Raw genomic sequence first — 25,114 nt, 5'->3', positions numbered from 1 at the left:
AGACGAACCAGGCGGACGATCATGAACGCACCGGTGAAGACGACGAAGCTGATCAAGGGCGCGACCGGCGACTTCGAGGTCATCGTCGGCATGGAGGTCCATGCCCAGGTGACCTCCAAGGCCAAGCTGTTCTCCGGCGCCTCGGCGACGTTCGGGGGCGCGCCGAACGCCCATGTCTCGCTGGTCGACGCGGCGATGCCGGGCATGCTGCCGGTGATCAACGAGGAGTGCGTCAAGCAGGCGATCCGCACCGGCCTCGGCCTGAAGGCGAAGATCAACCTCAAATCGGTCTTCGACCGGAAGAACTATTTCTATCCCGACCTGCCGCAGGGCTACCAGATCAGCCAGTACAAGTCGCCCGTGGTCGGCGAGGGCGAGGTGGTCGTCGACATGCCGGACGGCGAGACCGTCCGGGTCGGCATCGAGCGCCTGCATCTCGAGCAGGACGCCGGCAAGTCGTTGCACGACCAGCACCCGACCATGTCGTTCGTCGACCTCAACCGCTCCGGCGTCGCCCTCATGGAGATCGTCTCGCGGCCCGATATCCGCTCGTCCGAGCAGGCCAAGGCCTTCGTCGCCAAGCTGCGCTCGATCATGCGCTATCTCGGCACCTGCGACGGCAACATGGAGGAGGGCAGCCTGCGGGCCGACGTCAACGTCTCGGTCCGCCGCCCGGGCGAGCCGCTCGGCACCCGTTGCGAGATCAAGAACGTCAACTCGCTGCGCTTCATCGGCCAGGCCATCGAGGTCGAGGCCCGCCGCCAGATCGAGATCATCGAGGACGGCGGCACGATCCAGCAGGAGACCCGGCTGTTCGACCCGGCGCGCGGCGAGACGCGGTCGATGCGCAACAAGGAGGAGGCGCACGACTACCGGTACTTCCCCGATCCCGATCTGCTGCCGCTGGAGTTCGACCAGGCCTATGTGGATGCGCTCGCGGCGGCGCTGCCCGAGCTGCCGGACGAGAAGAAGGCGCGGTTCATGGCGGACTACGGGCTGTCGGCCTACGACGCCGACGTGCTGGTGAGCGAGCGCGACAGCGCCACGTTCTTCGAGAGCGTGGTCCGGGCCGCCGACGGCCGGACGCGCGATCCCAAGGCGGCCGCCAACTGGGTGATCAACGAGCTGTTCGGTCGCCTCAACAAGGAGGGCCACGGGATCGCCCAGTCGCCCGTGTCGGCCGACCAGCTCGGCGCGGTGCTGGACCTGATCGCCGACGGCACCATCTCGGGAAAGATCGCCAAGGACCTGTTCGAGATCGTGTGGAGCGAGGGCGGCGACCCCCGGGCGATCGTCGAGGCCCGCGGCATGAAGCAGGTCACCGACACCGGCGCCATCGCGGCCGCGGTCGACAAGGTCGTCGCAGAGAACCCGGACAAGGCCGCGCAGGCGAAGGAGAAGCCGGCCATGATCGGGTGGTTCGTCGGCCAGGTGATGAAGGCGTCCGGCGGCAAGGCGAACCCGCAGGCCGTCAACGCGTTGCTCAAGACCAAGCTCGGCATCGAGTAGCTGCCGTGCCGCGACGCGGCGCCGTGCAAGCGGCGTGCGTCGGCGGCTGCGCATGCGACGCGATGAAGCGGGCGACGATGCATGGGCGGCGCGATGCATCGGGCGATGACTCGCCGCTTCGCGCCGTCTCCTGGTCCCGCCTCTCTCTCGCTCTCTTCAGGCAACGTCGGCGCACGCCGACCTGGTCGCGGTCGTGTCGATGCGATCGCGCTGCGGCGGCGCGGCGCGCCGTCCGTCCCTCGCTTCGCCTTGCTCTCGCCATCGCATCGCCGTGCCGGTGCGGCGATCGCGGGTCGTCACGCCGGTCTCTCGACGGCGACGACGGGGTCTCTCGATCGTCTGGCGAGGCCTCGGATGACCCTGCGGGATGGGCGTTCCCGCACCTCCTCGAATCGGCGTCTGTTCGATTCGAGTGGAACGACGAGCGCTGATGCGGTGCGCGAGACGTCTGCCGGGAAGAAATCCGCAGAATTTTTTTGAGCCGTGAATGAAGCGTTAGCGCGCCGCGGCGCGGCGTCTCGCGGAGCATGAGGACGCGCGATCAGGTGACCACGCACGACCCGCGGGACGTGTGAGAAAGGCTTATTCTATGGGCACATCTTCGAGGCGTGTGCGATGCGTCTGCCGACGCGCCATCGTCGCGCCGAGCCGACGCGCATGTCGTCGCGCCGGTCGGCGGACCTCGCCGCGAGTGCTTGCACATCGTCTCGAACGACCTGCAGCGCGAAGCGGAGTCGCTGATTTTTTCGTTGTGCTGTAGTAATCGAAATGCAGTGCCCTCGATTCGCGTGGGCACGTTTCTGATAGCCATCCCACCACGGCTAGGAGGGCAGCATGCCGAAGAAAGCTACGACTGCGAAGAAGGCCCCTGCGAAGAAGCCGGCTGCGAAGCCGGCCGCGAAGAAGACGACCGCGAAGAAGACGACGACGGCGAAGAAGCCGGCCGCGAAGAAGAAGTGAGCGGCCTCTCGGGGCTCCTGCTCCGAGGAAGCCGTGGACTTCGTCGGAGGCCGGCGGCAGCGGTGCGATCGACACTCGATCCTTCGCGCAGCCGGTCACGAACGACGAAAGAGGGCGTCGGCGAGACCGAGTAGAGTTCCCACCCCGCCCGCCGCAACGGCAGGGCTCCAGTGGAGAGCACACGGGTCAGCCTGCTGCTCGAGTGGCCGAGGCCATCGGGTAGCGCGACCGATCGGATCGCTCGCCGACGCCCCCCTTTCTTCGCGACGGCCTTTTGGACTGGCCGTCGCCGGGTGAGCCGGACAAGGACGCACCGACAGGCGGACGCACCGACAGGTGAACGGACCGCCGGGTGATCGTCGCAGAGGCCGCCCATCGAGACCGGTGATGTCGACACCGGCTTTGCGGATCGGGCGCGAGCACGCCGTTCCGCCCTCGACCGGCCGCCTTCCGGGGCCGGGCGCGTCCCAGGATCGACATTCCGCGGATCGAGCGGCGTCCCCGACCGCGGCGTCGCGATCAGCCCTTCAGGCAGCCGCTCATGAAGCTGCGATAGGCTTCGCGGCCCTTCACGTTCTTGGCCGCCTTCTCGTCCTTCCATTTCGCCGCGCAGGTCTTCATGCGCTGCTGCTGCGCCGAGACCTTCTTCTCCGCCGCCGGTGCCTTCTCTGGGGCCGTTGTTTTCTCCGTGGCCGGCGTCTTGTCCTGGGCGGCGATCGGCATCGCGGTCGTGGCCAGCCAGGCGGCGGCCAGCACTGCTGTCAGGAACCTGCTCATGGTGTCCTCTCCCGTGGAACCGTCGCCAGAATACCGCCCGTTCGATCGCTGCGCCATCTGACTCGCGACGAAGCGCCGGCTGCGGCCGAGATTTTGCAAGCTCTCCGGCAGGTCGCGAGCGAACTGTCGGCGGTCGCCGTCTTGCGTATCCCGGTGTGCGACGACATCTCCTGCGACGAGCCGGAGATCCTGCTTCGCGATCAGCCGAGCCTCGACCAGGAGTGAGCCATGGCCCGCAGCCCGAAATCGCCGTCACGTTCGACCACGTCCGCCCGCTCGAGAACGACAGCGCGCCCCAAGGCGTCCGCATCCGCCGAAAGTCCTTCGCGCGCGAAGGCGCCGACGCGCCCGAAGACGGCGGCGACGCCGGGCAGGGTCCCCGCGGCGAGCAAGCAGACCGCCAAGTCCAAGAAGATCACCAAGTCGAAGAGCGGTGCGGCCGCGACGAGTCGGGCGCCCGCGCGTGCCGTCGCCAAGAAGGCGGCCGTCGCCGCCAGGCCCGCGGCGCGTCGCCCCGTTGCCAAGGCGGCGGCGCCGATCGAGCTGTTCTACTGGTCGACGCCGAACGGCTGGAAGATCACCATCATGCTCGAGGAGTGCCGACTGCCCTATGTGGTGCGGCCCGTGAACATCGGCGCCGGCGAGCAGTTCAAGCCCGAGTTCCTGGCGATCGCGCCCAACAATCGCATCCCGGCGATCGTCGATCCGGACGGCCCGGGCCGTAAGCCGATCTCGGTCTTCGAGTCGGGTGCGATCCTGCAGTATCTCGGCCGCAAGACCGGCAAGCTCTATCCGGCCGACGAGCGCGGCCGCGTCGAGGTGGAGCAGTGGCTGATGTGGCAGATGGGTGGCCTCGGCCCGATGGCGGGCCAGGCGCATCACTTCCGCATCTACGCGCCCGAGCAGGTGCCTTACGCGATCAAGCGCTACACCGACGAATGCAATCGTCTCTACGGCGTGATGAACCGCCGGCTCGCCGACCGCGAGTTCCTGGCCGGCAAGTACTCGATCGCCGACATCGCCTGCGTCGGCTGGGCCAGCCGCAACGAGCGCCAGGGCCAGGACATCGCCGACTTCCCCCATGTGAAGCGCTGGCTCGACACCATGCTGGCGCGGCCCGCCGTGGCGCGCGGCATGGCGGTGGCGGCCGAGGCGGCGGCGACCGTCGACATGAAGGACCCGGCCATCCAGGCGCTGCTGTTCGGGCAGCGGGCGCGCTGACGATCGGCGGCCGCCGCGGCACCCGTCGCGGCGGCCGGCCGCGTCCGCGTGACGGTCACGTCGCGCGGGCGCGTTCTCGGCGTGGTGAACGCCGCCTTGCGGGCCGTGGTTACCGGGTTGTCGACGATTTTTCGAAAGTGCAGCAATGACGCGGGTTTCCTCGCTGTGCCTGCAGGCTTTCGACGATCCGCGCGCGATCGCGTTTACGGGCGATTCATCGCACCTTTTAAGTGCGCTTTCAGACGCCTCCCCGAAGATCGGGTCACTCGGACGGAACACCGTCCGAGCCGATCGACCAAACGAAACGGCCGGAACTCCGGCCACGGCCTGGGGAGGCCAGACATGGGACGGTACGACGCGGCTTCGATGGAAACGGCGGCCCTCGGGGAAGCCAGCACCAACGGCGACATGTTCTTCCAGCTCGGCATGATGTACTCGACCGGCGCCAGCGTGGACGCCGACTACGTGTCGGCGCACAAGTGGTTCAATCTCGCCGCCCTGAACGGCAACAGCGACGCCATCCGGCTTCGCCGCGAGATCGCCGGGCTGATGTCCGAGAGCGAGATCGCAACCGCGCAGCGCGCCGCGCGGGCGTGGCTGGGCCGCTGAGTTCTGGCAGGGTGCCGATGACGGTGCCGGTCAGGACGGCGCCCGCAGGTCCGCGGGCGCGCGCGACAGCGAACCGACCCGTGCGGGACGTGCCGTCGCCAGCCGAGCCGCCACGGCGGAGCCGGCCCTGATGCCGGGCCGCTCGATCCACCGTTCGGCCAAGACGGCGAGCGGGATCGTCAGCCCCAGCACCGCGATGCCCGTCGGCACGCCGATCAGCACCGGGTCGCGTCCCGCGATCAGCGGCCCGAAGGCGATGAGCAGCGGCACGTTGAAGAGATAGAGGCTGTAGCTGATCCGGCCGAGGAACACCGAGGCGGGTCGCGACAGAACAGCGCCGAGCCGTCCGGCCCGGTCGTGCCACAGCGCGCAGACCAGCAGACCGGCCGAGACCTGCAGCAGCAGCGTCGACAGGTTGGCGCTCGGGATCGCGTGGCGCAGGACCAGCATGGTCGTCAGCGCGCCGACGCACCAGCCGCCCGACAGGCGGCGGCCGAGCCACGCGCCGGTCGGCGTCGCGACCGCGAAGCCGAGCGCGAAGCACAGCAGATAGGGCTTCACGTAGAGCACCACCGCCTGGGCACCCGGGATCTTCACGATCAGGAACGCCGCCCCGAAGGCGACGACGAGGCCGGCCGGCCCGATCAGGCGCAGCGCCCACGCACTCAGCAGGATGAACGGGATCGCGACGAACTCGGCATTCAGCGTCCAGGCCGCTCCGATGATCGAGAAGTCGCCGAGCACGAGATTGGCGCCGAGCTCGGCCGGGCCCGGGGCGCGCCCCTGGAGGGCGAGCACCAGCGCTCCCGACAGGATCGCGGCGAGCAGGGCCGGATAGATGCGGAAGACGCGGCGGACCACGAAGCCGGCGGCCCCGGGCTGCCGCTCGAGGCTGCCGAGCAGCACCGCTCCGGAGAGAACGAAGAAGATCGCGACCGCAGTCTCGCCGTTGAAGATCGACAGCGCGAGCTTGGTCGGCAGCTCCGCGACAGGGACGTGCCAGAAGGACGGCCCGAGGACCCGCGCGATCAGATGCTCGTCGGTGGACAGGATCGTGTGGAACAGCACGACCGCGGCCGCCGCGAATCCGCGCAGCCCGTCCATGGACTCGTTTCGTGTCGCCATGGCTGTCCTCCCCCGGCCGGAAGGGTACCGGGAGCGACACCGAACAGCAACAATAGGACACGTCGGGAAACAAGTTGCGGCCGGCCGCCGCGGCGCGCCGCCTGGACGGGTCGGCCCTCGCCGCCGACGGACCCGGGGCGGGGACGCGAGGACCCCCGGCAAAATCCTGGCGGGGCAGGGAGTGAGGGCGGACCGCTTGACCACCCTCCCTGAACCGCATACGAAAACCCCACTGGAGCTGTGGCCGAGTGGCTGAAGGCGGCGGTTTGCTAAACCGTTATACGGGCTTAAACCCGTATCGAGGGTTCGAATCCCTCCGGCTCCGCCAGCCCTTCCGGTGCCGCGATCTGAATTTTCTCCGGAATTCGCAGCGCCCGCCCCGTGGCGCGGCCGTCGTGCACACACGTGAATCCCCGCCGGACTCGACCGGATTTCGATCGCCGTCGGTGCCTCGACAGGGCGCCGCCGTCAGGACCTCGCCCGGTGCGGCTCGACCGTGCGCGGTCGAGGTGACGCAGCGGTGTCGCGCCACCGGCGGTTTCGCATCCTGAAATGCGGCTGAAATGTTCGCGGCCCCCGGGCGTCTTTGACTAGCGTTCCGGTTCGCCGATCCGTCCAGCCGGGCGTGTCGCTCCGAACGGAGACTCCGTCATGCGCTTGCGCGCCTCCCGCCGCTCCCGTCGCCGCACGGCGTGCACGCCGCTGTGCCGCCCCGGCCCGCCGTCGGCCGACCTTCGTCCCGCGAGCGCCTCATGATCACGGTCGAGACGCCGATGGACCTGAAGGTCCATGAAGGGCAGGAGCTCGGGCGCTCCGACTGGACGACCGTCGACCAGACCATGCTGGCCGGCTTCGCGGCGCTGACCGGCGACGATCACTGGATCCATGTCGACGTCGCGCGCGCCGCCGCCGAGATGCCGGACGGCCGGACGATCGCGCACGGGCTGCTGATCCTGTCCCTCGGACCGGCGCTGCAGCGGCAGATCTATGCGATCCGTCGCCGCGGCAAGGGGCTCAACTACGGCTACGACAAGGTCAGGTTCGTCGCGCCGATCCCGGTCGACGCGCGGGTCCGGCTGGCCCTGGCCCTCGTCTCGGTCGCGCCGCATGCGCTCGGCGCCCGCATCGTCACCCGCCAGACATTCGAGGTCGAGGGCACGGACCGGCCGGCCGTGGCGGCCGAGCACATCCTGCTCGTCACCCATCCATGAGGCAGGCCGCATGACCGACACCGACCACACCATCCTGGGCCGGCTGTTCGCCCGTGCCGCCGCGATGCCCGACGGCCTCGCCCTGACGGCCGGTGAGCGGCGCTCGACCTGGCGCGACCTCGCCACCGGGACGGCGCAGTTCGCGGACAGCGTCCGGCGCGCTGGGATCGGGCAGGGCGAGCGCATCGGCATCCTGGCCGGCAACCGGCCCGAGGCCGTCGTCGCGTATCTCGGCGGCATCGCGGCCGGCTGCGTGGCCGTGCCGCTGCCCTCGTCGCTCCGCCGGGCCGATCTCGCGCGGCTGATCGAGGATTGCGCGCCCGCGCTGCTCGTCGCCGACGAGGCGGGCGCCGAGGCGATGGCCGGGGTGTGCGCCGCCCCGGTGGTGCGGGTGGACGACGCGGGTGCAGGGGAGCGGGGCCCGGGCGACGTCGGCTTCGACGACTTCGTCGGCCGCGGCGAGGCGGGTACGCCGCCTGCGGCGGTGGCGCCGGAGGCCGCCTTCAACATCATCTACAGCTCGGGCACCACCGGCCGGCCGAAGGGCATCGTGCATTCGCATCGCATGCGCAACGGGCAGGCGGGCCGCGGCGTCTTCGCCATCGGCCCGGACAGCGTGATGCTGCTGGCGACGCCGCTCTACTCCAACACGACCCTGATGCCGCTGCTGGCGAGCCTCTTCCACGGCGCCCAGGTGGTGCTGATGCAGAAGTTCGACGCCGGCCGCTATCTCGCCCTCGCCGAAGATGTGCGGGCGACCCACACCATGCTGGTGCCGGTGCAGTATCAGCGGCTGCTGGCGCATCCGCGCTTCGCCGACCACGACCTCTCGGCCTTCGCGGTGAAGCAGTGCACCAGCGCGCCCATGGCGGTCGGCCTGAAGCGCGACATCCTGGCCCGCTGGCCGGGGCGCTTCGTCGAGGTCTACGGGCTCACCGAGGGCGGCGTGACCGTCATCCTGGACGCGGCGCGTCACCCGGACAAGCTGCACACCGTGGGACGCCCGGCGCCCGGCAACGAGATCCGGGTGATCGACCAGGACGGCCACGAGGTGGCGGCCGGCGCGACCGGCGAGGTGGTCGGGCGGTCGCCGCTGATGATGACCGGCTATTGGCGCCGGCCCGACGCCGACGCGGCGCTCGAATGGCGGGCTCCGGACGGCACGGCGTTCTTCCGGTCCGGCGATCTCGGGGCGTTCGATCCGGACGGTTTCCTGACGCTGCAGGGCCGCAAGAAGGATCTGATCATCTCGGGCGGCTTCAACATCTATCCGGGCGATCTCGAGGCGGTGCTGCTGGAGCATCCGGACGTCGCCGAGGCCGCCGTGGTGGCGGCCGAAAGCCGAGAGTGGGGGGAGACGCCGTTCGGCTTCGTCGTCCCCCATGCCGGCCGGCAGATCGACGCCGCCGCGCTGCGGGAGTGGGCCAATGCCCGGCTCGGCCGTATGCAGCGGCTGGCCGGCCTCGCGATCCGCGCCCACCTGCCGCGCTCGTCCATCGGCAAGGTCCTGAAGTCGGAGCTGACGACGGACCCGGCCTTGCGCGACGTGAGGTGAGGGTCCTTCAGCGCTGGTGCTCGGAGAGGCGCGGCCTCGGCCTCGCCCGCTACGGGCCGCTGGTCCGCGCCGGCACCTGGCCGAGCGCGATCATCGACAGGACGACCTCGCCGTTCTGGTTCTTCACCTCGACGCGCGACTTCACGCTTCCGCGGTCCGGACGGGTCGCGGAGCGCCGCACCTCGATCACGGTGCGGTGGACCTGGAGCGTGTCTCCCGGCCGCACGATCTGCTTCCAGCGCAGCTCGTCGATGCCGAGGCCGACCATCGGCGTGTCGCCGTAGCCGCCGGCCTCGACGAACAGCCGAAGCGACAGCGCGGCGATCTGCCAGCCGCTGGCGATCACGGTGCCGAAGCGGCCTGTCGCGGCGGCGGCCGGATCGGTGTGGATCGGCTGCGGATCGTTCGCCTTGCCGAAGGCGACGATCGCCTCCTCGGTGATGGTCTCCCAGCGGCTCGTCCAGGTTTCGCCGACCTGGAAGTCTTCGAGCAGGCGAGTCGTCATGAGCGCAGTCACCCCTGTGTCCCGGCCGGACGGTTCGATGCGATATCCGGCGCCGGCCCTCTCTAGCATGCGCCGGCCGTGTGGCACGCCGGCTCGGGGCACCGTCTCGCATCACGGGAACGCCGACGTCCGGTTCGCCGCCCTGCGCCTCGCCCCCGAGCGGTTTCCCTTGACGGAGATCGTTCGGGTGCCGTTCTTGCGCTCGGGGCCGGGCGGAAGCGTCCCGGTGCACGAGATCCGAAGGGCACCCGTCGCATGGCGCGTTCCGTTGACGACACCTTCCGCCGCGCCGTCGAGGCGCTCCAGGCCGGCCGTCCCGCCGATGCGGAGCGGGCCTTCAGGAAGACGCTCGAGCTCAGCCCGCGCCATCCCGGTGCCCTCAACCTCTACACGGTCCTGCTGATGCGTCTCGGACGCTGGGCCGACGCCGAGCCCTATGCGCGCCGGGCCGCCCGCGAGACGTCGAGCTCCGACGTCACGCTCTACAATTTCGGGCTCGTCCTGAAGCAGGTCGGCAAGCCGGCCGAAGCGCTGGAGCCGCTGGAGCGGGCGCTCGCCCTCGCCCCGCATGTGCCCGACACCCGGATCACCCGGGCCGGAGTGCTGCGCGACCTCGGCCGCCTCGACGCGGCGCTCGCCGATCTCGACGCGGCGCTGGCGCTCGATGCGGGCTGCGTCGATGCCCATCTCGGGCGTGCGGCGGTGCTGGGGCAGCTCGGCCGGCTGGACGAGGCGCTCGCCGCCTGCGACCGGCTCACGGGGCTGAAGCCCGATCTCGCCGATGCCTGGGGCGCCCGCGGCCAAATCCTGCGGCTGCAGAAGCAGCACGAGGAGGCGCTCGCCGCGTTCGACGAGGCGCTGACCCTGCGGCCGGACATGGCCGACGCGTTGGTGGGGCAGGGGGCGGCCCTGGCAGCGCTCGGCCGCTTTGCGGAAGCGCTGGCGGCGTTCGACCGGGTGCTGGCGCGGCAGCCCGACCATGTGGATGCCTGGATCGGCCTCGGAGACGTCTTCTTCGGACAGTCCCAGCACGAGCGAGCCATCGTCGCCTACGACGGCGCTCTGGCACGCGATCCGCGCTCTGCACCAGCCTGCCTGCACCGTGGCAAGGCCTTGTTCGTTCTGAACCGGCTCGACGAGGCGGCTGCCGCCTGCGCCCGGGCGGCGGCCCTGGCTCCGACCGCGGAGACGTGGCGGCTCGCCGCCGAGATCGCCTTCGCGCTGAAGCAATACGGCGACTCCGTCGCATTCTACGACAAGGCTTTGTCGGCGAATCCCGCCCTCGCATACGGACCGGGCGGGCGGCTGCACGCCAAGCTGCAGCAGTGCGACTGGGCGAATCTCGACGCCGAGGTGGCGCGGGTGCTGGCGGACATGCGCGACGGCCGGCCGGTGGTGCAGCCCTTCGTGGCGTTGTTCCTGCCGGTCTCGCAGGCCGATCAGCTCCGCTGCGCCCGCGATTACGCCGCCGGCCTCGATGTGCCGCGGCTGCCCGAGGCGGATCTCACGACCCGGCGGCACGAGCGCATTCGCCTCGCCTATCTCTCGGCCGATCTGCGCGAGCATCCGACCGCCCACCTCACCGCCGGGCTGTTCGAGCATCACGACAGGTCGCGCTTCGAGACCACGGCGATCGTCTGGGGGGATCGCTCGGGCTCGGCCATCGCCCGGCGCATCGATGCGGCGTTCGATCACGTCGTCGATATCAGCGCGATGAGCGATGCGGAGGCCGCCGACCTCGTGCGGGGCCGCGAGATCGACATCCTGGTCGACCTGATGGGACTCACCAAGAATTGCCGATTTCCCATCCTGGCGCGGCGGCCGGCCCCGGTTCAGGTCGCGTATCTCGGCTATCCCGGCACCGTCGGTTCGGACTGCATGGATTACGTCGTGGCCGACGGCGTGGTGGTGCCGGAGGACCTCGATACCGCGTATGCCGAGCGCGTGGTGCGGCTGCCGCACTGCTATCAGGTCAACGACGACCGGCGCGCGATCGGCGAGCAGACTCCGACCCGCGCCGAATGCGGGCTGCCCGAGCAGGGATTCGTGTTCTGCTGCTTCAACAACAGCTTCAAGATCCAGCCGACGATGTTCGACATCTGGATGCGGCTGCTCGCCCGGGTCGCCGGCAGCGTCCTCTGGCTGCTGGAGGAGAATCGCTTCGCCTCGGCGAATCTGCGCGCGGAGGCCCAGCGGCGTGGAGTCGATCCTGGTCGCCTGGTGTTCGCGCAGCGGGCGCCGCTCGCCGATCACCTGGCGCGCCACCGCCAGGCCGATCTGTTTCTCGATACGCGTCCCTACAATGCCCACACCACGGCGAGCGACGCGCTGTGGAGCGGCCTGCCGATCGTCACCTGCGAGGGTGCGACCTTCCCCAGCCGGGTCTGCTCGAGCCTGTTGCAGGCGGTCGGCCTGCCGGAGCTGGTGACCACCTCGCTCGCCGACTACGAGGCGGTCGCGCTGGCGCTCGCCTCGGAGCCCGAGCGGCTCGCCGCGATCAAGTCCCGGCTCTGGCAGAATCGGAGCATCGCGCCGCTGTTCGACACGGAACGCTTCACCCGCGACCTGGAGGCCGCCTTTCTGGAGATGTGGGCACGCCGGCAATCCACTGAAAGAGCGCAGGAATTTACCGTCGCACGATGATGTCGACGGCGCGGCGGCGTTCGTCTTTCGCCGTATCGAGGGCGAAGGGCCGGTCCGGCGACGAATTCTCGCCGCTGCTCCAAATCCCGATTCGAACGGTTCCAACATCGCCGGGCACGCCCAGTCGCCACCGTGGCACCTCTGCAGCGCGATCGCTGCGACGGTTCGCGTGCTTCCCCTCAAGTCTTTGCGTCCAAATACTTATTTCGCGCCCTCTAGCCCGTCGGGGTGACCCTCGAATTCGTGTCGTTTGGGCAACACCCCTCCGGATTCAGGGGCTTAGAGCCGCTCGACGGTCGGTTCTTTATTGCCTGAGAGGGCTTGTCAGCTAATCTCACCTGGCGACGAAGGGGGGCATTCCCGGGGTCGCCCCGTCTAGAGTTCCAGACCGTTTTCGGTGACACGGCACGGCACGGAACACTGGGTGGATCGGGGATTAAGGGGACCTTCCAGGGTGCATGCACCCGCCGGAGACGGAACCCTCCCAAGGCAAACGAATGGAGGTTTCAGATGAAGATGGTGAAAAGCCTTCTCCTCGGCTCCGCGGCAGGTCTCGTGGCAGTTGCTGGAGCGCAGGCGGCCGATCTTCCCGTCAAGGCCAAGCCGGTCGAGTACGTGAAGGTCTGCTCGCTGTACGGCGCCGGGTTCTACTACATCCCGGGCACGGACACCTGCATCAAGATCGGTGGCTACGTCCGCGCGCAGTACTACTACAACGGCGGCGGTCAGAACGTCAGCCAGGGCGTCTTCTGGGGCGCCACCTCGGGTGAGCAGAGCCGCGCCAACCCGGCCGACGCCACGCTCCGCACCCGCGCCGTCATGACGATGGACACGCGGACCCAGACGGAGTGGGGCACCCTGCGCACCTACTACCTGATGGGCTTCACCGACGACAACGGCACGAGCTCGCTGTACGCGACCCGCGGCTTCATCCAGTTCGCCGGCTTCACGTTCGGTAAGGCGCAGTCGTTCTACGACCTGTACTCGAACCCGGCCGTGTCATACTTCGCTTTCGCGTCGTCGGACACCGGCGATGCCGGCACCAACCTGGCCGCCTACACGGCTCAGCTCGGCAACGGCGTGTCGGCCACGATCTCGGCCGAAACCCCGCGTCGCGTCGGCATCTTCAATGGCAGCACCACCGCGACCAACGCGATCGTGCTCGGCTCGAACCTGAACAACGACACCGGCAACGTCCGCTGGCCGGACGTGGTCGCCAACATCCGCGTCGATCAGGCCTGGGGCTCCTTCCAGGTCATGGGCGCGATCCACGACGCGTCTGCCTCCTACAATTTCATTGGCACGAACCCGCTGACGACCGCGGGTGACGGCGATGACAAGATCGGCTGGGCAGTCGGCGTCGGCGCTCGGGTGAAGACCGACTTCATCTCGCGCGGCGACAGCTTCCAGTTCCAGGTGAACTACACCGAGGGTGCCACCCGTTACGCCGTGTTCACCCAGCCGGGTGCGGGCTCCGCGCTCCGCTACGGTGACACGATCGGCGCCGGCTTCTTCGCCGACGGCATCACCACCAACGGTGGTTCGATCGATCTGGTGAAGGTGTTCGGTGTCAACGCGTCGTACGAGCACGTGTGGACCCCGGCCCTGAAGACGTCGGTCTATGGTGCCTACATCAACGTCGATTACGGCGATGCGGGCAACACGGCGGCTTGTAACTACCTCAAGGCCGCCACCACGACGAGCCTCCGTCTGACGGCCGGCTCGGCTTGCGACATGGACTTCTCGTTCTGGCAGCTCGGCTCGCGCACCCAGTGGAACATCCGTCCGGACTTCTATTTGGGTGTTGACGTTCTCTACACCCAGCTGAGCACGGCTCTCGAGGGTGCGAACGTCGCCGCCATGGCTGCCACCGGCTCGCAGGTCGGCCGTACGGGAACCGGCGTGTTCGGCGACCAGGACGCTCTGTCCGTCACGTTCCGCGCGCATCGCGACATCGTTCCGTGATCGTCTGAACGTCTGACCTTCTAAAGGTCGAAGCCCCCGGCGGTCTCCGCCGGGGGTTTTTTCGTGCGCGACCCGGCGGACGATGTGAGTTGATGTCGCGGCACAATAAGTGCCGCGATCCCATTGATTATTCTAAGAATATAGCGCCTGAGATCGTCTAGGTCAGGCCGATGCCGCCTCCGTGCATCGCGCCACGAAGGCGGCGATCCGGGCGATGACGTCGTCGCCGGCGAGGTCGGGCGCATGGCCCTGGCGCGGCACCTCGATGACCTCGAGTCCGCGATGGTGCTCGCGCATCGCCTCGACGGTCGCCGCCGACAGGAGATCCGACAGGCCACCGCGGATCACCATCACCGGGACATGGGCGAGGGCATCGAACTGCGGCCACATGTCGGGCAGCGGCTTCGAGAGGTCGAAGGCGGCGAGCGCGCGGGCGATCGCCTGGTCGTAGGTCGGCACCAAATGGCCGTTCTCCTGCCGCCAGGTCCGATGCGCCATGGCGAGCCAGTCCTCGTCGGTCCAGTCCGGGAACTCGCCCGAGAATTTCTCGCGGAGCCCCGCGGCGCCTTCGGCGAAACCGGGCGGCGAGCCGGCCCGGCCCACATAGGTCTTGATCCGGGCGATGCCGGCCGCCTCGATCTTCGGTCCGATGTCGTTGAGCACGGCGCCGGCGATGGCAGTCGGCCGCGCCGCGGCCATCGCCATGGTGATCAGGCCGCCGCGCGAGGTGCCGATCAGCACGGCCGGCAACGCCTCGCAAGCCGTCATCACCGTCAGGACGTCGTCGAGCTCAACCGGAATCGAATAGTGGTCGGGGTTCGAATCGTATCCCGACAGGCCGCGGCCCCGATAATCGAGGGCCAGCACCCGCCGCGGATGGACGGGATCGTTCGCCAGGGCGCAGGCGAGTGGGTGAAAGTCGGCCGCGGTCCGGGTCAGGCCGGGCAGGCAGACCACCGCGGGGCCCGGCAGGGTGCGGTCGCCATACTCGCGCAGATGCAGGCGCAGCCCGTCGGTCGCGGTGACGAAATGGCTCCGGTACCCGTCGTCCGTCATGGTCGGCCCCCCAGCGTCGCTCGGCCGGATTGTTCGAGCGATACGAGGCCGGGTCAAGGCGCAGCGGGGCAGGGCGCTTCGGTTTGCACTTTGGGTGGGAGCGGCTTTCTCGATCCGGTCAATCCGGGGCGGCGCGCAGCGCCGAACCCGGACTCCAGCCCGGAACTCCGAACGTGCTGCTGGAGCCCGGGTTCGACCCATCGGCGCGCCCCGGAATGACGGCTGGTGCAGGATCGTCGCGGACGATCGCTCCGAACGCTGCTCAGTTCACCTGGCCGCCGCGGCGGAGGTCGGCCTCGATCAGCAGCTTGCTGCCGCCGCCGAAGCGGACCCGGTAGGCCTGCACGTTCTCCATGATGCGCTGGACGTAGTTGCGCGTCTCCGAGAACGGGATGCGCTCGACCCAGTCGACCGCGTCGACGCTCGGGTCGCGCGGATCGCCGAAGCGCTCGATCCACTCCTTCACGCGTCCGCGCCCCGCATTGTAAGCCGCGAAAGCCAGGATGTAGGAGCCGTTGTAGGCGGCGATGTTGCCGCCGAGCTCGGCGGCGCCGAACTGGACGTTGTAGACCTTGTCGTGCAGCAGCCGCTTCTGGTCGAACGCCACGCCGTGCGTCTTGGCGATGTAGCGGCCGGCCGCCGGCGTGACCTGCATCAGCCCGAGGGCGTTGGCGGTCGACACGGTCTTCGGGTTGAAGGCGCTCTCCTGGCGGGCGATGGCATAGACGATCGCCGGCTCGACCTCGGGGCCGATCGGCGAATAGCGCGGCAGCCCGATGGTCGGGAAGGCGGCGTGGTCGAGCGGCAGGCCGTTGCCGAGCGCGGTCTTGCCGATCAGCAGCACGGCGCGGGCGTCGTCGTGCTTCGCCGCGATCTCGGCCATCGCCGTGAGGGCGGCGACATCGGTGGTGCGGTCGGCGAGGTCGACCACGAACGGGATCACCAGGTCGCGCTCGTCGATCGCGTAGAGAATCTCCACGGCCCGCACGACCTCGAGCCGAGCCACCGCGGCGCGCTTGTCGGCCGACAGCGCCGGCGGCGATCGCAGCGCGATCTCGCCGAGGCCGAGGCGGCCGCGGGCGAGCTGTCCGTAATAGGCCGTGCTGTAGCGCGCCGCCTGCTCGTAATGGGCGCGCGCCTCGCTGCGGCGACCGGCAGCCTCGGCGGAGCGGCCGAGCCAGTAGCCGGCCCGCGACAGCGAGATCGGGTTCTTCACGCCGGTCGCCGGAATGCGGGCGAAGTGCTTCGACGCGGTCGCCGGATCGTTGAGGAAGCGCAGCGCGATCCAGCCGGCCATGAACTCGTGCTCGACCTGATAGTTCTCCTTCTCGGGCGTCGAGGCGTCGCGGCACACCAGATAGGCCGACTTGTAGTCGCCGAGCTCGATCAGCTTGCGGGCCATCAGGCGCCGTTCGATCCACCATTCGTCGGCGTCGTGCGCGTCGCCGAGATCCCGCGGGATCGCCAGCATGATGCGCGCCGCCTCCTGATAGTTCTCGGCGCGGCGCAGGAACTGGATGCGGCTGAAGGCGAGGCCGACGTCGCTGCGGGCGCCGAGCGAATCGAGCTGTGCCTTGGCGTTGCCGGCCTTCTCGTTGACGGCGTGGCGCGCCTTCGCGATCGCCGGCTCGGCGCCGCCGAGCCGCTGCGCCGCCCGCATCGCGATGTCGAGCTCGCTGTCGTAGAGGCGCCGGTCCATGCGGGCCTTGTCGTCGGCGCGCGTGACCATGCCCGGGAACGTCTCCTGGATCTCGTCCTCGAGATCGCGGCCGAACGACTCGGTGCGCCACACCTGACGGACATAGGTCTGGGCGTTGGCGCGATCGCCGGACGCCATCAGGGCACGGGCGAGCGCCAGCTTGCCGCGGGTGCCGAGCGGCTCACGGCCGGAGAAGAAGGACCGCACGGTCGCCGGGTCGGCCTTCTCGGTCCACAACATGTTCTCGGCGCGCCGGCGCAGCATCCCGATGCTCGGCCAGGTCGGATTGTCGTCGATGAAGGCGGCGTAGCGGCGGAAGCCCGCGCCGTTGTCGTTGGAGCGCAGCACCTGCCATTCGGTCAGCTTCTTGGCGAGCGGATCCGACATGCTGGCCTGCAGGTCGGTCGCCTCGCTGGTGCGGCCGCGGCGCGCCGCCTGTATGGCCTGCTTCACGGCGGAGAGGTCGCTGCTCGACGTCGAGCGTGTCGGCGCATAGGCGAGGGCTTCGCTCGCGCTCGGCGCCGGCGTGTAGGAGACGGGCGATGCGGCCGGGGTGGCCGAGGTCGTGTCGGCGTCCGTCGGCTGCAGGGCCATCGGCACGGTCGGCACCGCGGAGGCGGAGCGGCTCGGGGCAGGGGCGAGCGAGCGGGTCGGCGCCGCCGCGCTCCTGGCGGCAGGCTTGGCATTCGTCGAGGATTTGGCGCTCGCCGAGGATTTGGCGCTCACCGATTTCGAGTCGGGCTTCGCGGCGGCCTTGGCCTTGGCGTCCTTGGCTTTGGGGTCCTTCGCGGCCGCCTTGTCGGACGGCTTCGCCGACTTGCTGTCCGTGACCGGCTTCGTCGCGGTCGGCTTCGTCGCGGTCGGCTTGGCGGGGCTGGGCTTGGCTGCAGCCGCGGGCTTCGTCGCAGGCTTCGTCGCGGTCTTGGCCTTGTCGGCGGACGTCTTGTCGGAGGTGGTCTTGTCGGAGGTGGTCTTGTCGGATGCGGCCGGCGCGGCCATCGCCGGCATCGCGCCGCCGATCGACGCGGCGCCGAGCAGCACGGCGAGCGCCAGTCCCGACACGGTCTGCCGGAACCCCTGCAGCCGGACACGATGATTGCCAGTGACCACGGACCATCCCCCCTGGTCAGACCAGACCCGCCCCCGGCGACCTTCCGGCCGCTCTCGTTAACAAATCTCTAATCGAGGCCGAACATGGCCATGTTTCGGCGCAATCGGGGCGCGAGCAAGGTTCGGCGGGGCGCCACGCCGGGCCGTCGCGGCGAGCGACGCGCCGGCGAACGCGTCGCCGCGAACAGGGCTTTCATCGTCCGATCCGACCCGATAACAATGAGGCCCGTCGCCGCGCCGATCCGGGGCGAAGCCGCGACGAAGGAGTGATTTCATGGCGGCCAAGAGCAATTTCAGAGGATCCTTCACGGCCCTGGTGACGCCGTTCAAGAACGGCTCGATCGACGAGGCCGCGTTCCGGGGGCTGGTCGACTGGCAGATCGCCGAGGGCACCAACGGCCTCGTGCCGGTCGGCACCACGGGCGAAAGCCCGACGCTCTCGCACGAGGAGCACAATCACGTCGTGGAGTGGTGCATCGAGCAGGCCAAGGGCCGCGTGCCGGTGATCGCCGGCGCCGGCTCGAACTCCACGGCCGAGGCGATCGCCCTGTCGCAGCACGCCGAGAAGGCCGGCGCCGCGGGCGTGCTCGTCGTCACGCCGTATTACAACAAGCCGACCCAGGAAGGGCTCTACCAGCACTTCAAGGCGATCAACGACGCCATCGGCATCCCGATCATCATCTACAACATCCCGGCCCGCTCGGTGATCGACATGTCGGTCGACACCATGAAGCGGCTGTTCGAGCTGCCCAACATCGCCGGCGTGAAGGACGCGACCGCCAACGTGCTGCGCGTGTCGCAGCAGCGCGCCGTGGTCGGCGAGGACTTCAACCAGCTCTCCGGCGAGGACGGCACCGCGCTCGGCTTCATGGCGCATGGTGGCCACGGCTGCATCTCGGTCACCTCGAACGTCGCGCCGCGCCTGTGCGCCGACTTCCAGGGCGCCTGCCTGAAGGGCGACTACGCGGCCGCGCTGAGCCTCCAGGACAAGCTGCTGCCGCTCCACCAGGCGCTGTTCATCGAGACCAATCCGTCGCCGGCCAAGTACGCGCTGTCGCTGCTCGGGCGCTGCGACGAGACCGTGCGGCTGCCGCTGGTCAAGGTCTCCGACAAGACCAAGGCGGCTGTCCGCGAGGCGATGGTCCATGCCGGGCTGATCAACTAGGTCTCGGCCCTGCGCCACTCGGAACCCGACCTCGGCACCGGCAGTTGCCGGGGACGGTTCGACCTCCTACCTAAGCGCGGGGCCCCCGACCCATGCCGGTCCTGGACGAGTTCAAGAAGTTCGCCGTCCGCGGCAACGTCGTCGATCTGGCGATCGGCGTCGTCATCGGTGCCGCCTTCGGCAACATCGTCCAGTCGCTGGTCGGCGACGTGTTCATGCCGCTGATCGGGGCCGTGACCGGCGGGCTCGACTTTTCGAACTACTTCCTGCCGCTCTCCTCCAAGGTCACGGCGCCCACCTTGATCGAGGCGAAAAAGCAGGGAGCCGTGCTGGCTTGGGGAAGCTTTCTAACGCTCTGCATAAACTTCGTCATCGTCGCCTGGGTGCTGTTCCTGGTGGTCAAGGCGATGAACCGCCTGCGCCGCGAGGATCCGCCCGAGCCGGCGACCCCGCCGCGCCAGGAGCAGCTCCTGACCGAGATCCGCGACCTCCTGAAGGCGCGCGCCCCGTGAACCGAGACCATGGCTGACAACAAGGACAGAGAGAAGGCGCGCAAGGTCGTCGCGGACAACCGCCGGGCGCGCTTCAACTACGAGATCGGCGAGACCTTCGAGGCCGGCATCGCGCTGCTCGGGTCCGAGGTGAAGGCGTTGCGCCAAGGCCGCGCCACGATTGCCGAATCCTACGCGGACGCGAAGGGCGGGGAGATCTGGCTGGTGAACGCCAACATCCCCGAATATCTGCAGTCCGGACCGTTCAACAATCACGAGCCCAAGCGCCGCCGCAAGCTGCTGCTGCACTACCGTGAGATCGCCAAGCTGGCCCAGGGGATCGAGCGCGAGGGCATGACCATCGTGCCGCTGCGCATGTATTTCAACGAGCGCGGCCGCGCCAAGATCGAGCTGGCGCTCGGCCGCGGCAAGAAGCTCCACGACAAGCGCGACACCGAGAAGAAGCGCGACTGGGACCGCGAGAAGGGCCGCCTGCTGCGCGCCAAGGGGTGAGATCCAAGGCCCCGCCCGGAGATTATCGCTTCATCCCGCGCAACCCGGTGGCGGCCCGAGCCACCTGACCTCGTCCGACCTCATGGTGAGGTGCGAGCGGAGCGAGCCTCGAACCATGTGGCCGCGGCCCCAAATCGCCGCGGAGGGGGCCGCCCGCGCCCTTCGAGACGCGCCTTCGGCGCTCCTCAGGGTGAGGGCGGAAGGACGCGTCAGAGTGAGGCGGAAGGACGCGTCAGGGTGAGGCGGAAGGATGCTTCGTCTCGATTGTTTCTGCGCGAACCCTAAGATCCAAGGGCTCGGTTGGGCGGCCATGAGCGGCGCTTTGCCGCCTCAGCGGCGCGCCGCGCCGTCCACATGTGCCCGCACCTTGGCGAACACGCTCCTGAACATCTCCGGCGTCAGCACGCCCGTGTTCGTGTTGTAGCGGGAGCAGTGATAGCTGTCGAAGACCGTGAACCCGTCCGGCCCCGGATGGACGGCGCCGTGACCGAACGGACAGCCGGACTTCTTGCGGCCGAGCGTGCCCATCAGCGTGTCGTGGGCGATGCGGCCGAGCGCCACGATGGCCGTGAGGCGCGGCATCTCGGCGAGCGTCGCGACCAGGAACGGCCGACAGGTCGTGATCTCCGGCCCGGTCGGCTTGTTCTCCGGCGGCACGCAGCGCACCGCATTGGTGATGCGGGCGTCGATCAACGTGAAGCCGTCGTCCGGCCGCGCCGCGTAGTCGCCGGTGGCGAAGCCGTACTGTTTCAGAGTCGCGTAGAGCAGATCGCCCGCGTAATCGCCGGTGAACGGCCGGCCAGTGCGGTTGGCGCCCTGCAGGCCGGGCGCCAGGCCGACGATCAGCAGGGGCGCGTCAGCCGGTCCGAACGAAGGCACCGGCGCGTTGCACCAGTCGGGCTTGCGGGCCCGCCAGGTCTCGCGAAACTCCACCAGCCGGGGGCAGCGCGGGCAGTCGCGGTCCGGCTCCGGGCCGAGCGCCTCCGAAGGGCCGAGCGAAGGCTCGGCCCGCCGGGACGCGGCGGCGCTGGGACGCGGCACGACGGAGGGCCGTCAGTCGTCGTCGAAGGTCGAGCTGGTGCTGGCCGGCGCCGGCTCGGAGGAGCGGACATGAGTGCTGCGCTGGAGGAACTGCGGCGTGTGCCGCGGCTCGCGAGACGCCCGCTCGGCGCGCTCGCCCGGGTCGCGGCCGATCTTCGGCTGCAGCTCGACGATGTCGAGGAAGATGTCGGCCTGGCGACGCAGCTCGTCGGCCACCATCGGCGGCTGAGTCGAGATCGTCGACACCACGGTGACGCGAACGCCGCGCCGCTGCACGGCCTCGACCAGCGAGCGGAAGTCGCCGTCTCCCGAGAACAACACCATGTGATCGATGTTGCCGGCGATCTCCATGGCATCGACCGCGAGCTCGATGTCCATGTTGCCCTTCACCTTGCGCCGGCCCGTCTGGTCGACGAACTCCTTGGTGGCCTTGGTGACGACCGTGTAGCCGTTGTAGTCGAGCCAGTCGATCAGGGGGCGGATCGACGAGTATTCCTGGTCCTCCACCACGGCCGTATAGTAGAACGCGCGGAGTAGATATCCTCGGCCCTGGAACTCGCGCAGTAACCGCTTGTAGTCGATGTCAAATCCAAGCGACTTCGCAGTCGCATACAGATTTGCTCCATCGATGAACAGAGCGATCTTTTCGCTTGGCACTGCCATGGGTCTCTCGTTATTTGGTATCTAAGTATAGAGAATGCGGGCCGTGAATTGCCACGGGGCCGGTCTGACTGCGTAGGCGCCTGTTGTACGGACGGTTCGGATGGGCACGACCGAAATTGGTCGTCACGTGCTTGCCACACAGAAGCAAGGGCTGCATCCAAAATCCGCGACAGTCAATCACATATCCATTTCGCACGTTATCTTCTAGTCAATTCACGATCGAAATGCCTCATAAAAAATTGCAATGCCGTCCGTCGCCCGTTGCACTTTCGGCACAGGACCATTACGAGAGACGCAAATCCTACAGGCATTCGTTCCAGGAGTCCGCCCCCGATGGCCCGCGTCACTGTTGAAGACTGCATCGACAAGGTCAGCAACCGGTTCGAGCTCGTCCTGCTCGCCGGGCACCGGGCCCGGATGATCTCGTCCGGCGCCCAGATCACGATCGATCGCGACAACGACAAGAATCCGGTCGTCGCGCTGCGCGAGATCGCCGACGAGACCATCTCGCCGGAGGATCTCAAGGAAGAGCTGGTCCATTCGCTGCAGAAATACGTCGAGGTCGACGAGCCCGAGCCCGAGGCGATCCCGCTGATCGGCGCGGCCGGCGAGAGCGTCGATGCCGACGACACCGAGGTGGTGCTGGAGCGGATGACCGAGGAGGAGCTGCTGAAGGGCCTCGAAGGTCTGGCGCCCCCCGAGGAGCGGCCGGAGCCGGTCGAGACCGACGACGAGGAATAGCCGCAGCGAGGCGGCGATTCGGTTTGACGTTCCACCGGCGGGCCCTCGGCCCGCCGGATTCGTTTTCGGGGCCGGTGCCAGGGTCCGCAGTAATTTGCGTCACGACGTTGTTGTTGCGGTAGGAACTCGCCGCCATGTTATCGTGAATCGGTCGCGCCGCGCCGCTGTGCAGGCGCATCGCCATTCACGAACCGCGGAAGGAGACGCGTGTTGGGTCCGCCGGTGACCAAACTGCCGCGGATGCAGGTCCAGGCGCCGAATCAGGCACCGCGCGGTGCGCCGGCGGTCGTGCCGGCCGGCGACGCGCCGATGCCTCCCGCCAAGCGGATGATGCGCCAGTACGAGCTGGTGGAGCGCGTCCGCAAGTACAACCCCAACACCAACGAGGATCTGCTCGATCGCGCCTATGTCTACGCCATGAAGGCGCATGGCGAGCAGAAGCGTGCCTCGGGCGATCCGTACTTCTCGCATCCGCTCGAGGTCGCGGCGATCCTCACCGACCTCAAGCTCGACGACGCGACGATCGTGGCGGCGCTGCTGCACGACACGATCGAGGACACCGACGCCACCCGCACCGACATCGACCGGATCTTCGGGCCAGACATCGGCCATCTGGTCGAAGGCCTCACCAAGCTGAAGCGGCTCGAGCTCGTCTCGCGCGAGGCCAAGCAGGCCGAGAATCTCCGCAAGCTCCTCCTCGCCATCGCCGAGGACGTGCGGGTGCTGCTGGTCAAGCTCGCCGACCGGCTGCACAACATGCGCACCCTCGTCTACATGCCGGTCGAGAAGCGCGGCCGCATCGCCGAGGAGACGATCGACATCTATGCGCCGCTGGCCGGCCGCATGGGCATGCACGAGATGCGCAGCGAGCTCGAGGACCTGGCGTTCCGCGAGCTGCATCCCGACGCCTTCAAGGTGATCGACGCGCGGCTGGAGCGGCTCGCCGCCCGCAACAGCGACCTCATCGCGGAAATCGAGCAGCAGCTCACCTCCAAGCTCGCCGCGCGCGGCATCAAGGCGACCGTGTTCGGGCGCCGCAAGCACGCGTATTCGGTGTGGCGCAAGATGGAGCGCAAGGCGCTCGGCTTCGAGCAGCTCTCCGACATCTACGGCTTCCGCGCCATCGTCGGCTCGCTCGCCGACTGCTACCAGGCGCTCGGCGTCGTGCACACCACCTGGCCGGTCGTCCCGGGCCGCTTCAAGGACTACATCTCGACCCCCAAGCAGAACGACTACCGCTCGATCCACACGACCGTGATAGGACCGCGCAACCAGCGCGTCGAGCTGCAGATCCGCACCAGCGAGATGGACGAGATCGCCGAATACGGCATCGCGGCCCACGCCCTCTACAAGGACGACCTGGGCTCGCCCTCCGAGACGCTCAACCGCGAGTCGAACGCCTATGCGTGGCTGCGCCGGACCATCGAGCTCCTGGCGGTCGGCTCCAATCCGGAGGAGTTCCTCGAGCACACCAAGCTCGAGCTCTTCCACGACCAGGTGTTCTGCTTCACGCCCAAGGGCAAGCTGATCGCGCTGCCGCGCAGCGCCACGCCGATCGACTTCGCCTATGCGGTCCACACCGACGTCGGCAACCGCGCGGTCGGCTGCAAGATCAACGGCAAGATCGCGCCGCTGATCTCCGAGCTGCACAACGGCGACGAGGTGGAGATCCTCACCGCGCGCGGCCCCAACGCGCTGCCGGCGGCGTGGGAATCGGTGGTCGTCACCGGAAAGGCGCGCGCCGCCATCCGGCGGGCGACCCGGGTGGCGGTGCGCAATCAGTACGCCGAGCTCGGCAAGCGCATCGTCGAGCGCCTGTGCCAGAGAGCCAAGCGCGAATACTCCAACGAGAAGCTCGCCGGCGCGCTGCCGCGCCTCGCCCGGGCGTCGATCGAGGACGTGTTCGCCTCCGTCGGCCGCAACGAGATCAAGGCCTCCGACGTCGTCCGCGCCATGTATCCGGACTACAAGGAGGAGCGCGCGACGGCGGTGCCGCGGCCCGACAAGAGCTGGTTCGGGCTGAAGACCGGCCAGGCCGTCAAGTTCAAGGTGCCGGGCGCGCCCGACGACGCGATCCCGATCCGCGGCATCAACTCGGACCTGCCGGTGCGCTTCGCGCCCGAGGGCGGCGCCGTGCCGGGCGACCGCATCGTCGGCATCATGACGCCGGGGGAGGGGATCACCATCTACCCGATCCAGTCTCCCGCCCTGACCGCGTTCGAGGAGCAGCCCGAGCGCTGGCTCGACGTGCGCTGGGACATCGACGAGAAGACCCCGCAGCGCTTCCCGGCCCGCGTCGCCGTGCAGTCCGTCAACGAGCCCGGATCGCTCGCCCAGGTCTGCCAGGTGATCGCCGACCACGACGGCAACATCGACAACCTGAAGATGAGCCGCTCGTCGCCGGACTTCAGCCAGCTCACCATCGATCTCGAGGTCTACGACCTCAAGCATCTCACCGCGATCATCTCCCAACTCCGCGCCAAGACCGTGGTCGCCAAGGCGGACCGGGTGGTGGGGTAGCCTTTTTCTTCACCTCCCCCTGGAGGGGGGAGGTC

General features: G+C 68.8%; 20 protein-coding genes and 1 tRNA gene. 14 read left to right on the top strand and 7 right to left on the bottom strand.

The genetic code is table 11. The annotated features are described in order from the left end of the window. Positions 1–21 precede the first annotated feature (21 nt). Together gatB and CH341_RS36190 are read left to right on the top strand one after the other, a co-directional pair. On the top strand, positions 22–1,509 hold the full coding sequence (gene gatB, locus CH341_RS03895) for an Asp-tRNA(Asn)/Glu-tRNA(Gln) amidotransferase subunit GatB (RefSeq protein WP_111417719.1): 1,488 nt from the start codon (positions 22–24) through the stop codon (positions 1,507–1,509). An 834-nt stretch (positions 1,510–2,343) separates the two neighbouring features. Beyond that, entirely contained in the window at positions 2,344–2,469 is a 126-nt protein-coding gene (locus CH341_RS36190; protein WP_281021780.1) for a hypothetical protein, read from the top strand. Positions 2,470–2,988: 519 nt separating this feature from the next. On the opposite strand, the gene CH341_RS03890 is transcribed toward CH341_RS36190, so the two are convergent. Then, entirely contained in the window at positions 2,989–3,246 is a 258-nt protein-coding gene (locus tag CH341_RS03890) for a PsiF family protein (protein ID WP_170149456.1), read from the bottom strand. 537 nt (positions 3,247–3,783) lie between these two features. On the opposite strand from CH341_RS03890, the gene CH341_RS35710 reads away from it, so the two are divergent. Together CH341_RS35710 and CH341_RS03880 are read left to right on the top strand one after the other, a co-directional pair. Further along, complete coding sequence (locus tag CH341_RS35710) at positions 3,784–4,467, top strand: glutathione S-transferase family protein (RefSeq protein WP_281021786.1); 684 nt, start codon at positions 3,784–3,786, stop codon at positions 4,465–4,467. 342 nt (positions 4,468–4,809) lie between these two features. After that, positions 4,810–5,076 (top strand): SEL1-like repeat protein, encoded by a 267-nt coding sequence (locus CH341_RS03880; RefSeq protein WP_245430866.1) that lies wholly within the window; start codon positions 4,810–4,812, stop codon positions 5,074–5,076. A 30-nt stretch (positions 5,077–5,106) separates the two neighbouring features. Here the strand turns inward: CH341_RS03880 and CH341_RS03875 are convergent, their stop codons facing one another. Further along, a complete protein-coding gene (locus CH341_RS03875) occupies positions 5,107–6,201 on the bottom strand; it encodes an acyltransferase family protein (RefSeq protein WP_111417715.1) in 1,095 nt (364 codons plus the stop codon). Positions 6,202–6,435: 234 nt separating this feature from the next. Here CH341_RS03875 and CH341_RS03870 point away from each other — a divergent pair. The 3 genes from CH341_RS03870 to CH341_RS03860 all read left to right on the top strand — a co-directional run bounded on the left by CH341_RS03870 (position 6,436) and on the right by CH341_RS03860 (position 8,967). Beyond that, positions 6,436–6,529 (top strand) — tRNA-Ser (locus CH341_RS03870). Between the two features lie 424 nt (positions 6,530–6,953). Continuing rightward, the gene (locus CH341_RS03865) at positions 6,954–7,412 is read left to right on the top strand and encodes a MaoC family dehydratase (RefSeq protein ID WP_111417714.1); all 459 of its coding nucleotides are present in this window, start codon (positions 6,954–6,956) and stop codon (positions 7,410–7,412) included. 10 nt (positions 7,413–7,422) lie between these two features. Further along, on the top strand, positions 7,423–8,967 hold the full coding sequence (locus tag CH341_RS03860; RefSeq protein WP_111417713.1) for a class I adenylate-forming enzyme family protein: 1,545 nt from the start codon (positions 7,423–7,425) through the stop codon (positions 8,965–8,967). Positions 8,968–9,016: 49 nt separating this feature from the next. Here the strand turns inward: CH341_RS03860 and CH341_RS03855 are convergent, their stop codons facing one another. After that, the gene (locus CH341_RS03855) at positions 9,017–9,472 is read right to left on the bottom strand and encodes a MaoC family dehydratase (RefSeq protein WP_111417712.1); all 456 of its coding nucleotides are present in this window, start codon (positions 9,470–9,472) and stop codon (positions 9,017–9,019) included. A 255-nt stretch (positions 9,473–9,727) separates the two neighbouring features. On the opposite strand from CH341_RS03855, the gene CH341_RS03850 reads away from it, so the two are divergent. Together CH341_RS03850 and CH341_RS03845 are read left to right on the top strand one after the other, a co-directional pair. Next, the gene (locus CH341_RS03850; protein ID WP_111417711.1) at positions 9,728–12,115 is read left to right on the top strand and encodes a tetratricopeptide repeat protein; all 2,388 of its coding nucleotides are present in this window, start codon (positions 9,728–9,730) and stop codon (positions 12,113–12,115) included. A 510-nt stretch (positions 12,116–12,625) separates the two neighbouring features. After that, a complete protein-coding gene (locus CH341_RS03845; protein WP_111417710.1) occupies positions 12,626–14,080 on the top strand; it encodes a porin in 1,455 nt (484 codons plus the stop codon). Between the two features lie 162 nt (positions 14,081–14,242). Here the strand turns inward: CH341_RS03845 and CH341_RS03840 are convergent, their stop codons facing one another. Both CH341_RS03840 and CH341_RS03835 read right to left on the bottom strand, forming a co-directional pair. Then, on the bottom strand, positions 14,243–15,136 hold the full coding sequence (locus CH341_RS03840; protein WP_111417709.1) for an alpha/beta fold hydrolase: 894 nt from the start codon (positions 15,134–15,136) through the stop codon (positions 14,243–14,245). Positions 15,137–15,398: 262 nt separating this feature from the next. Next, positions 15,399–17,945 carry a transglycosylase SLT domain-containing protein gene (locus CH341_RS03835; RefSeq protein WP_245430865.1) on the bottom strand — a complete coding sequence of 849 codons (2,547 nt, stop codon included), beginning with the start codon at positions 17,943–17,945 and terminating at the stop codon, positions 15,399–15,401. Between the two features lie 274 nt (positions 17,946–18,219). Between CH341_RS03835 and dapA the strand changes: the two genes are divergently transcribed. From dapA to smpB, 3 genes are all read left to right on the top strand, one after another. Next, positions 18,220–19,110, top strand: a complete 891-nt coding sequence (gene dapA, locus CH341_RS03830) for a 4-hydroxy-tetrahydrodipicolinate synthase (protein WP_111417708.1) — start codon at positions 18,220–18,222, stop codon at positions 19,108–19,110. A gap of 92 nt (positions 19,111–19,202) precedes the next feature. Next, positions 19,203–19,622 (top strand): large conductance mechanosensitive channel protein MscL, encoded by a 420-nt coding sequence (mscL, locus tag CH341_RS03825; RefSeq protein WP_111417707.1) that lies wholly within the window; start codon positions 19,203–19,205, stop codon positions 19,620–19,622. A gap of 9 nt (positions 19,623–19,631) precedes the next feature. Continuing rightward, positions 19,632–20,114, top strand: coding sequence for an SsrA-binding protein SmpB (smpB, locus tag CH341_RS03820; RefSeq protein WP_111417706.1), 483 nt, complete (start codon positions 19,632–19,634; stop codon positions 20,112–20,114). 330 nt (positions 20,115–20,444) lie between these two features. On the opposite strand, the gene CH341_RS03815 is transcribed toward smpB, so the two are convergent. Beyond that, on the bottom strand, positions 20,445–21,155 hold the full coding sequence (locus CH341_RS03815; protein WP_111417705.1) for a uracil-DNA glycosylase: 711 nt from the start codon (positions 21,153–21,155) through the stop codon (positions 20,445–20,447). A gap of 12 nt (positions 21,156–21,167) precedes the next feature. After that, positions 21,168–21,818, bottom strand: a complete 651-nt coding sequence (locus CH341_RS03810) for a LabA-like NYN domain-containing protein (protein WP_111417704.1) — start codon at positions 21,816–21,818, stop codon at positions 21,168–21,170. A 333-nt stretch (positions 21,819–22,151) separates the two neighbouring features. Between CH341_RS03810 and rpoZ the strand changes: the two genes are divergently transcribed. Beyond that, on the top strand, positions 22,152–22,559 hold the full coding sequence (rpoZ, locus tag CH341_RS03805) for a DNA-directed RNA polymerase subunit omega (protein ID WP_111417703.1): 408 nt from the start codon (positions 22,152–22,154) through the stop codon (positions 22,557–22,559). Positions 22,560–22,799: 240 nt separating this feature from the next. Next, positions 22,800–25,079 (top strand): RelA/SpoT family protein, encoded by a 2,280-nt coding sequence (locus tag CH341_RS03800; protein WP_111417734.1) that lies wholly within the window; start codon positions 22,800–22,802, stop codon positions 25,077–25,079. Positions 25,080–25,114: the final 35 nt, after the last annotated feature.

Source organism: Rhodoplanes roseus (assembly GCF_003258865.1).
Classification (GTDB): domain Bacteria; phylum Pseudomonadota; class Alphaproteobacteria; order Rhizobiales; family Xanthobacteraceae; genus Rhodoplanes; species Rhodoplanes roseus.
Note: the sequence above shows the minus strand (reverse complement) of the source record. Positions and strands in the feature narration are given on the sequence as shown.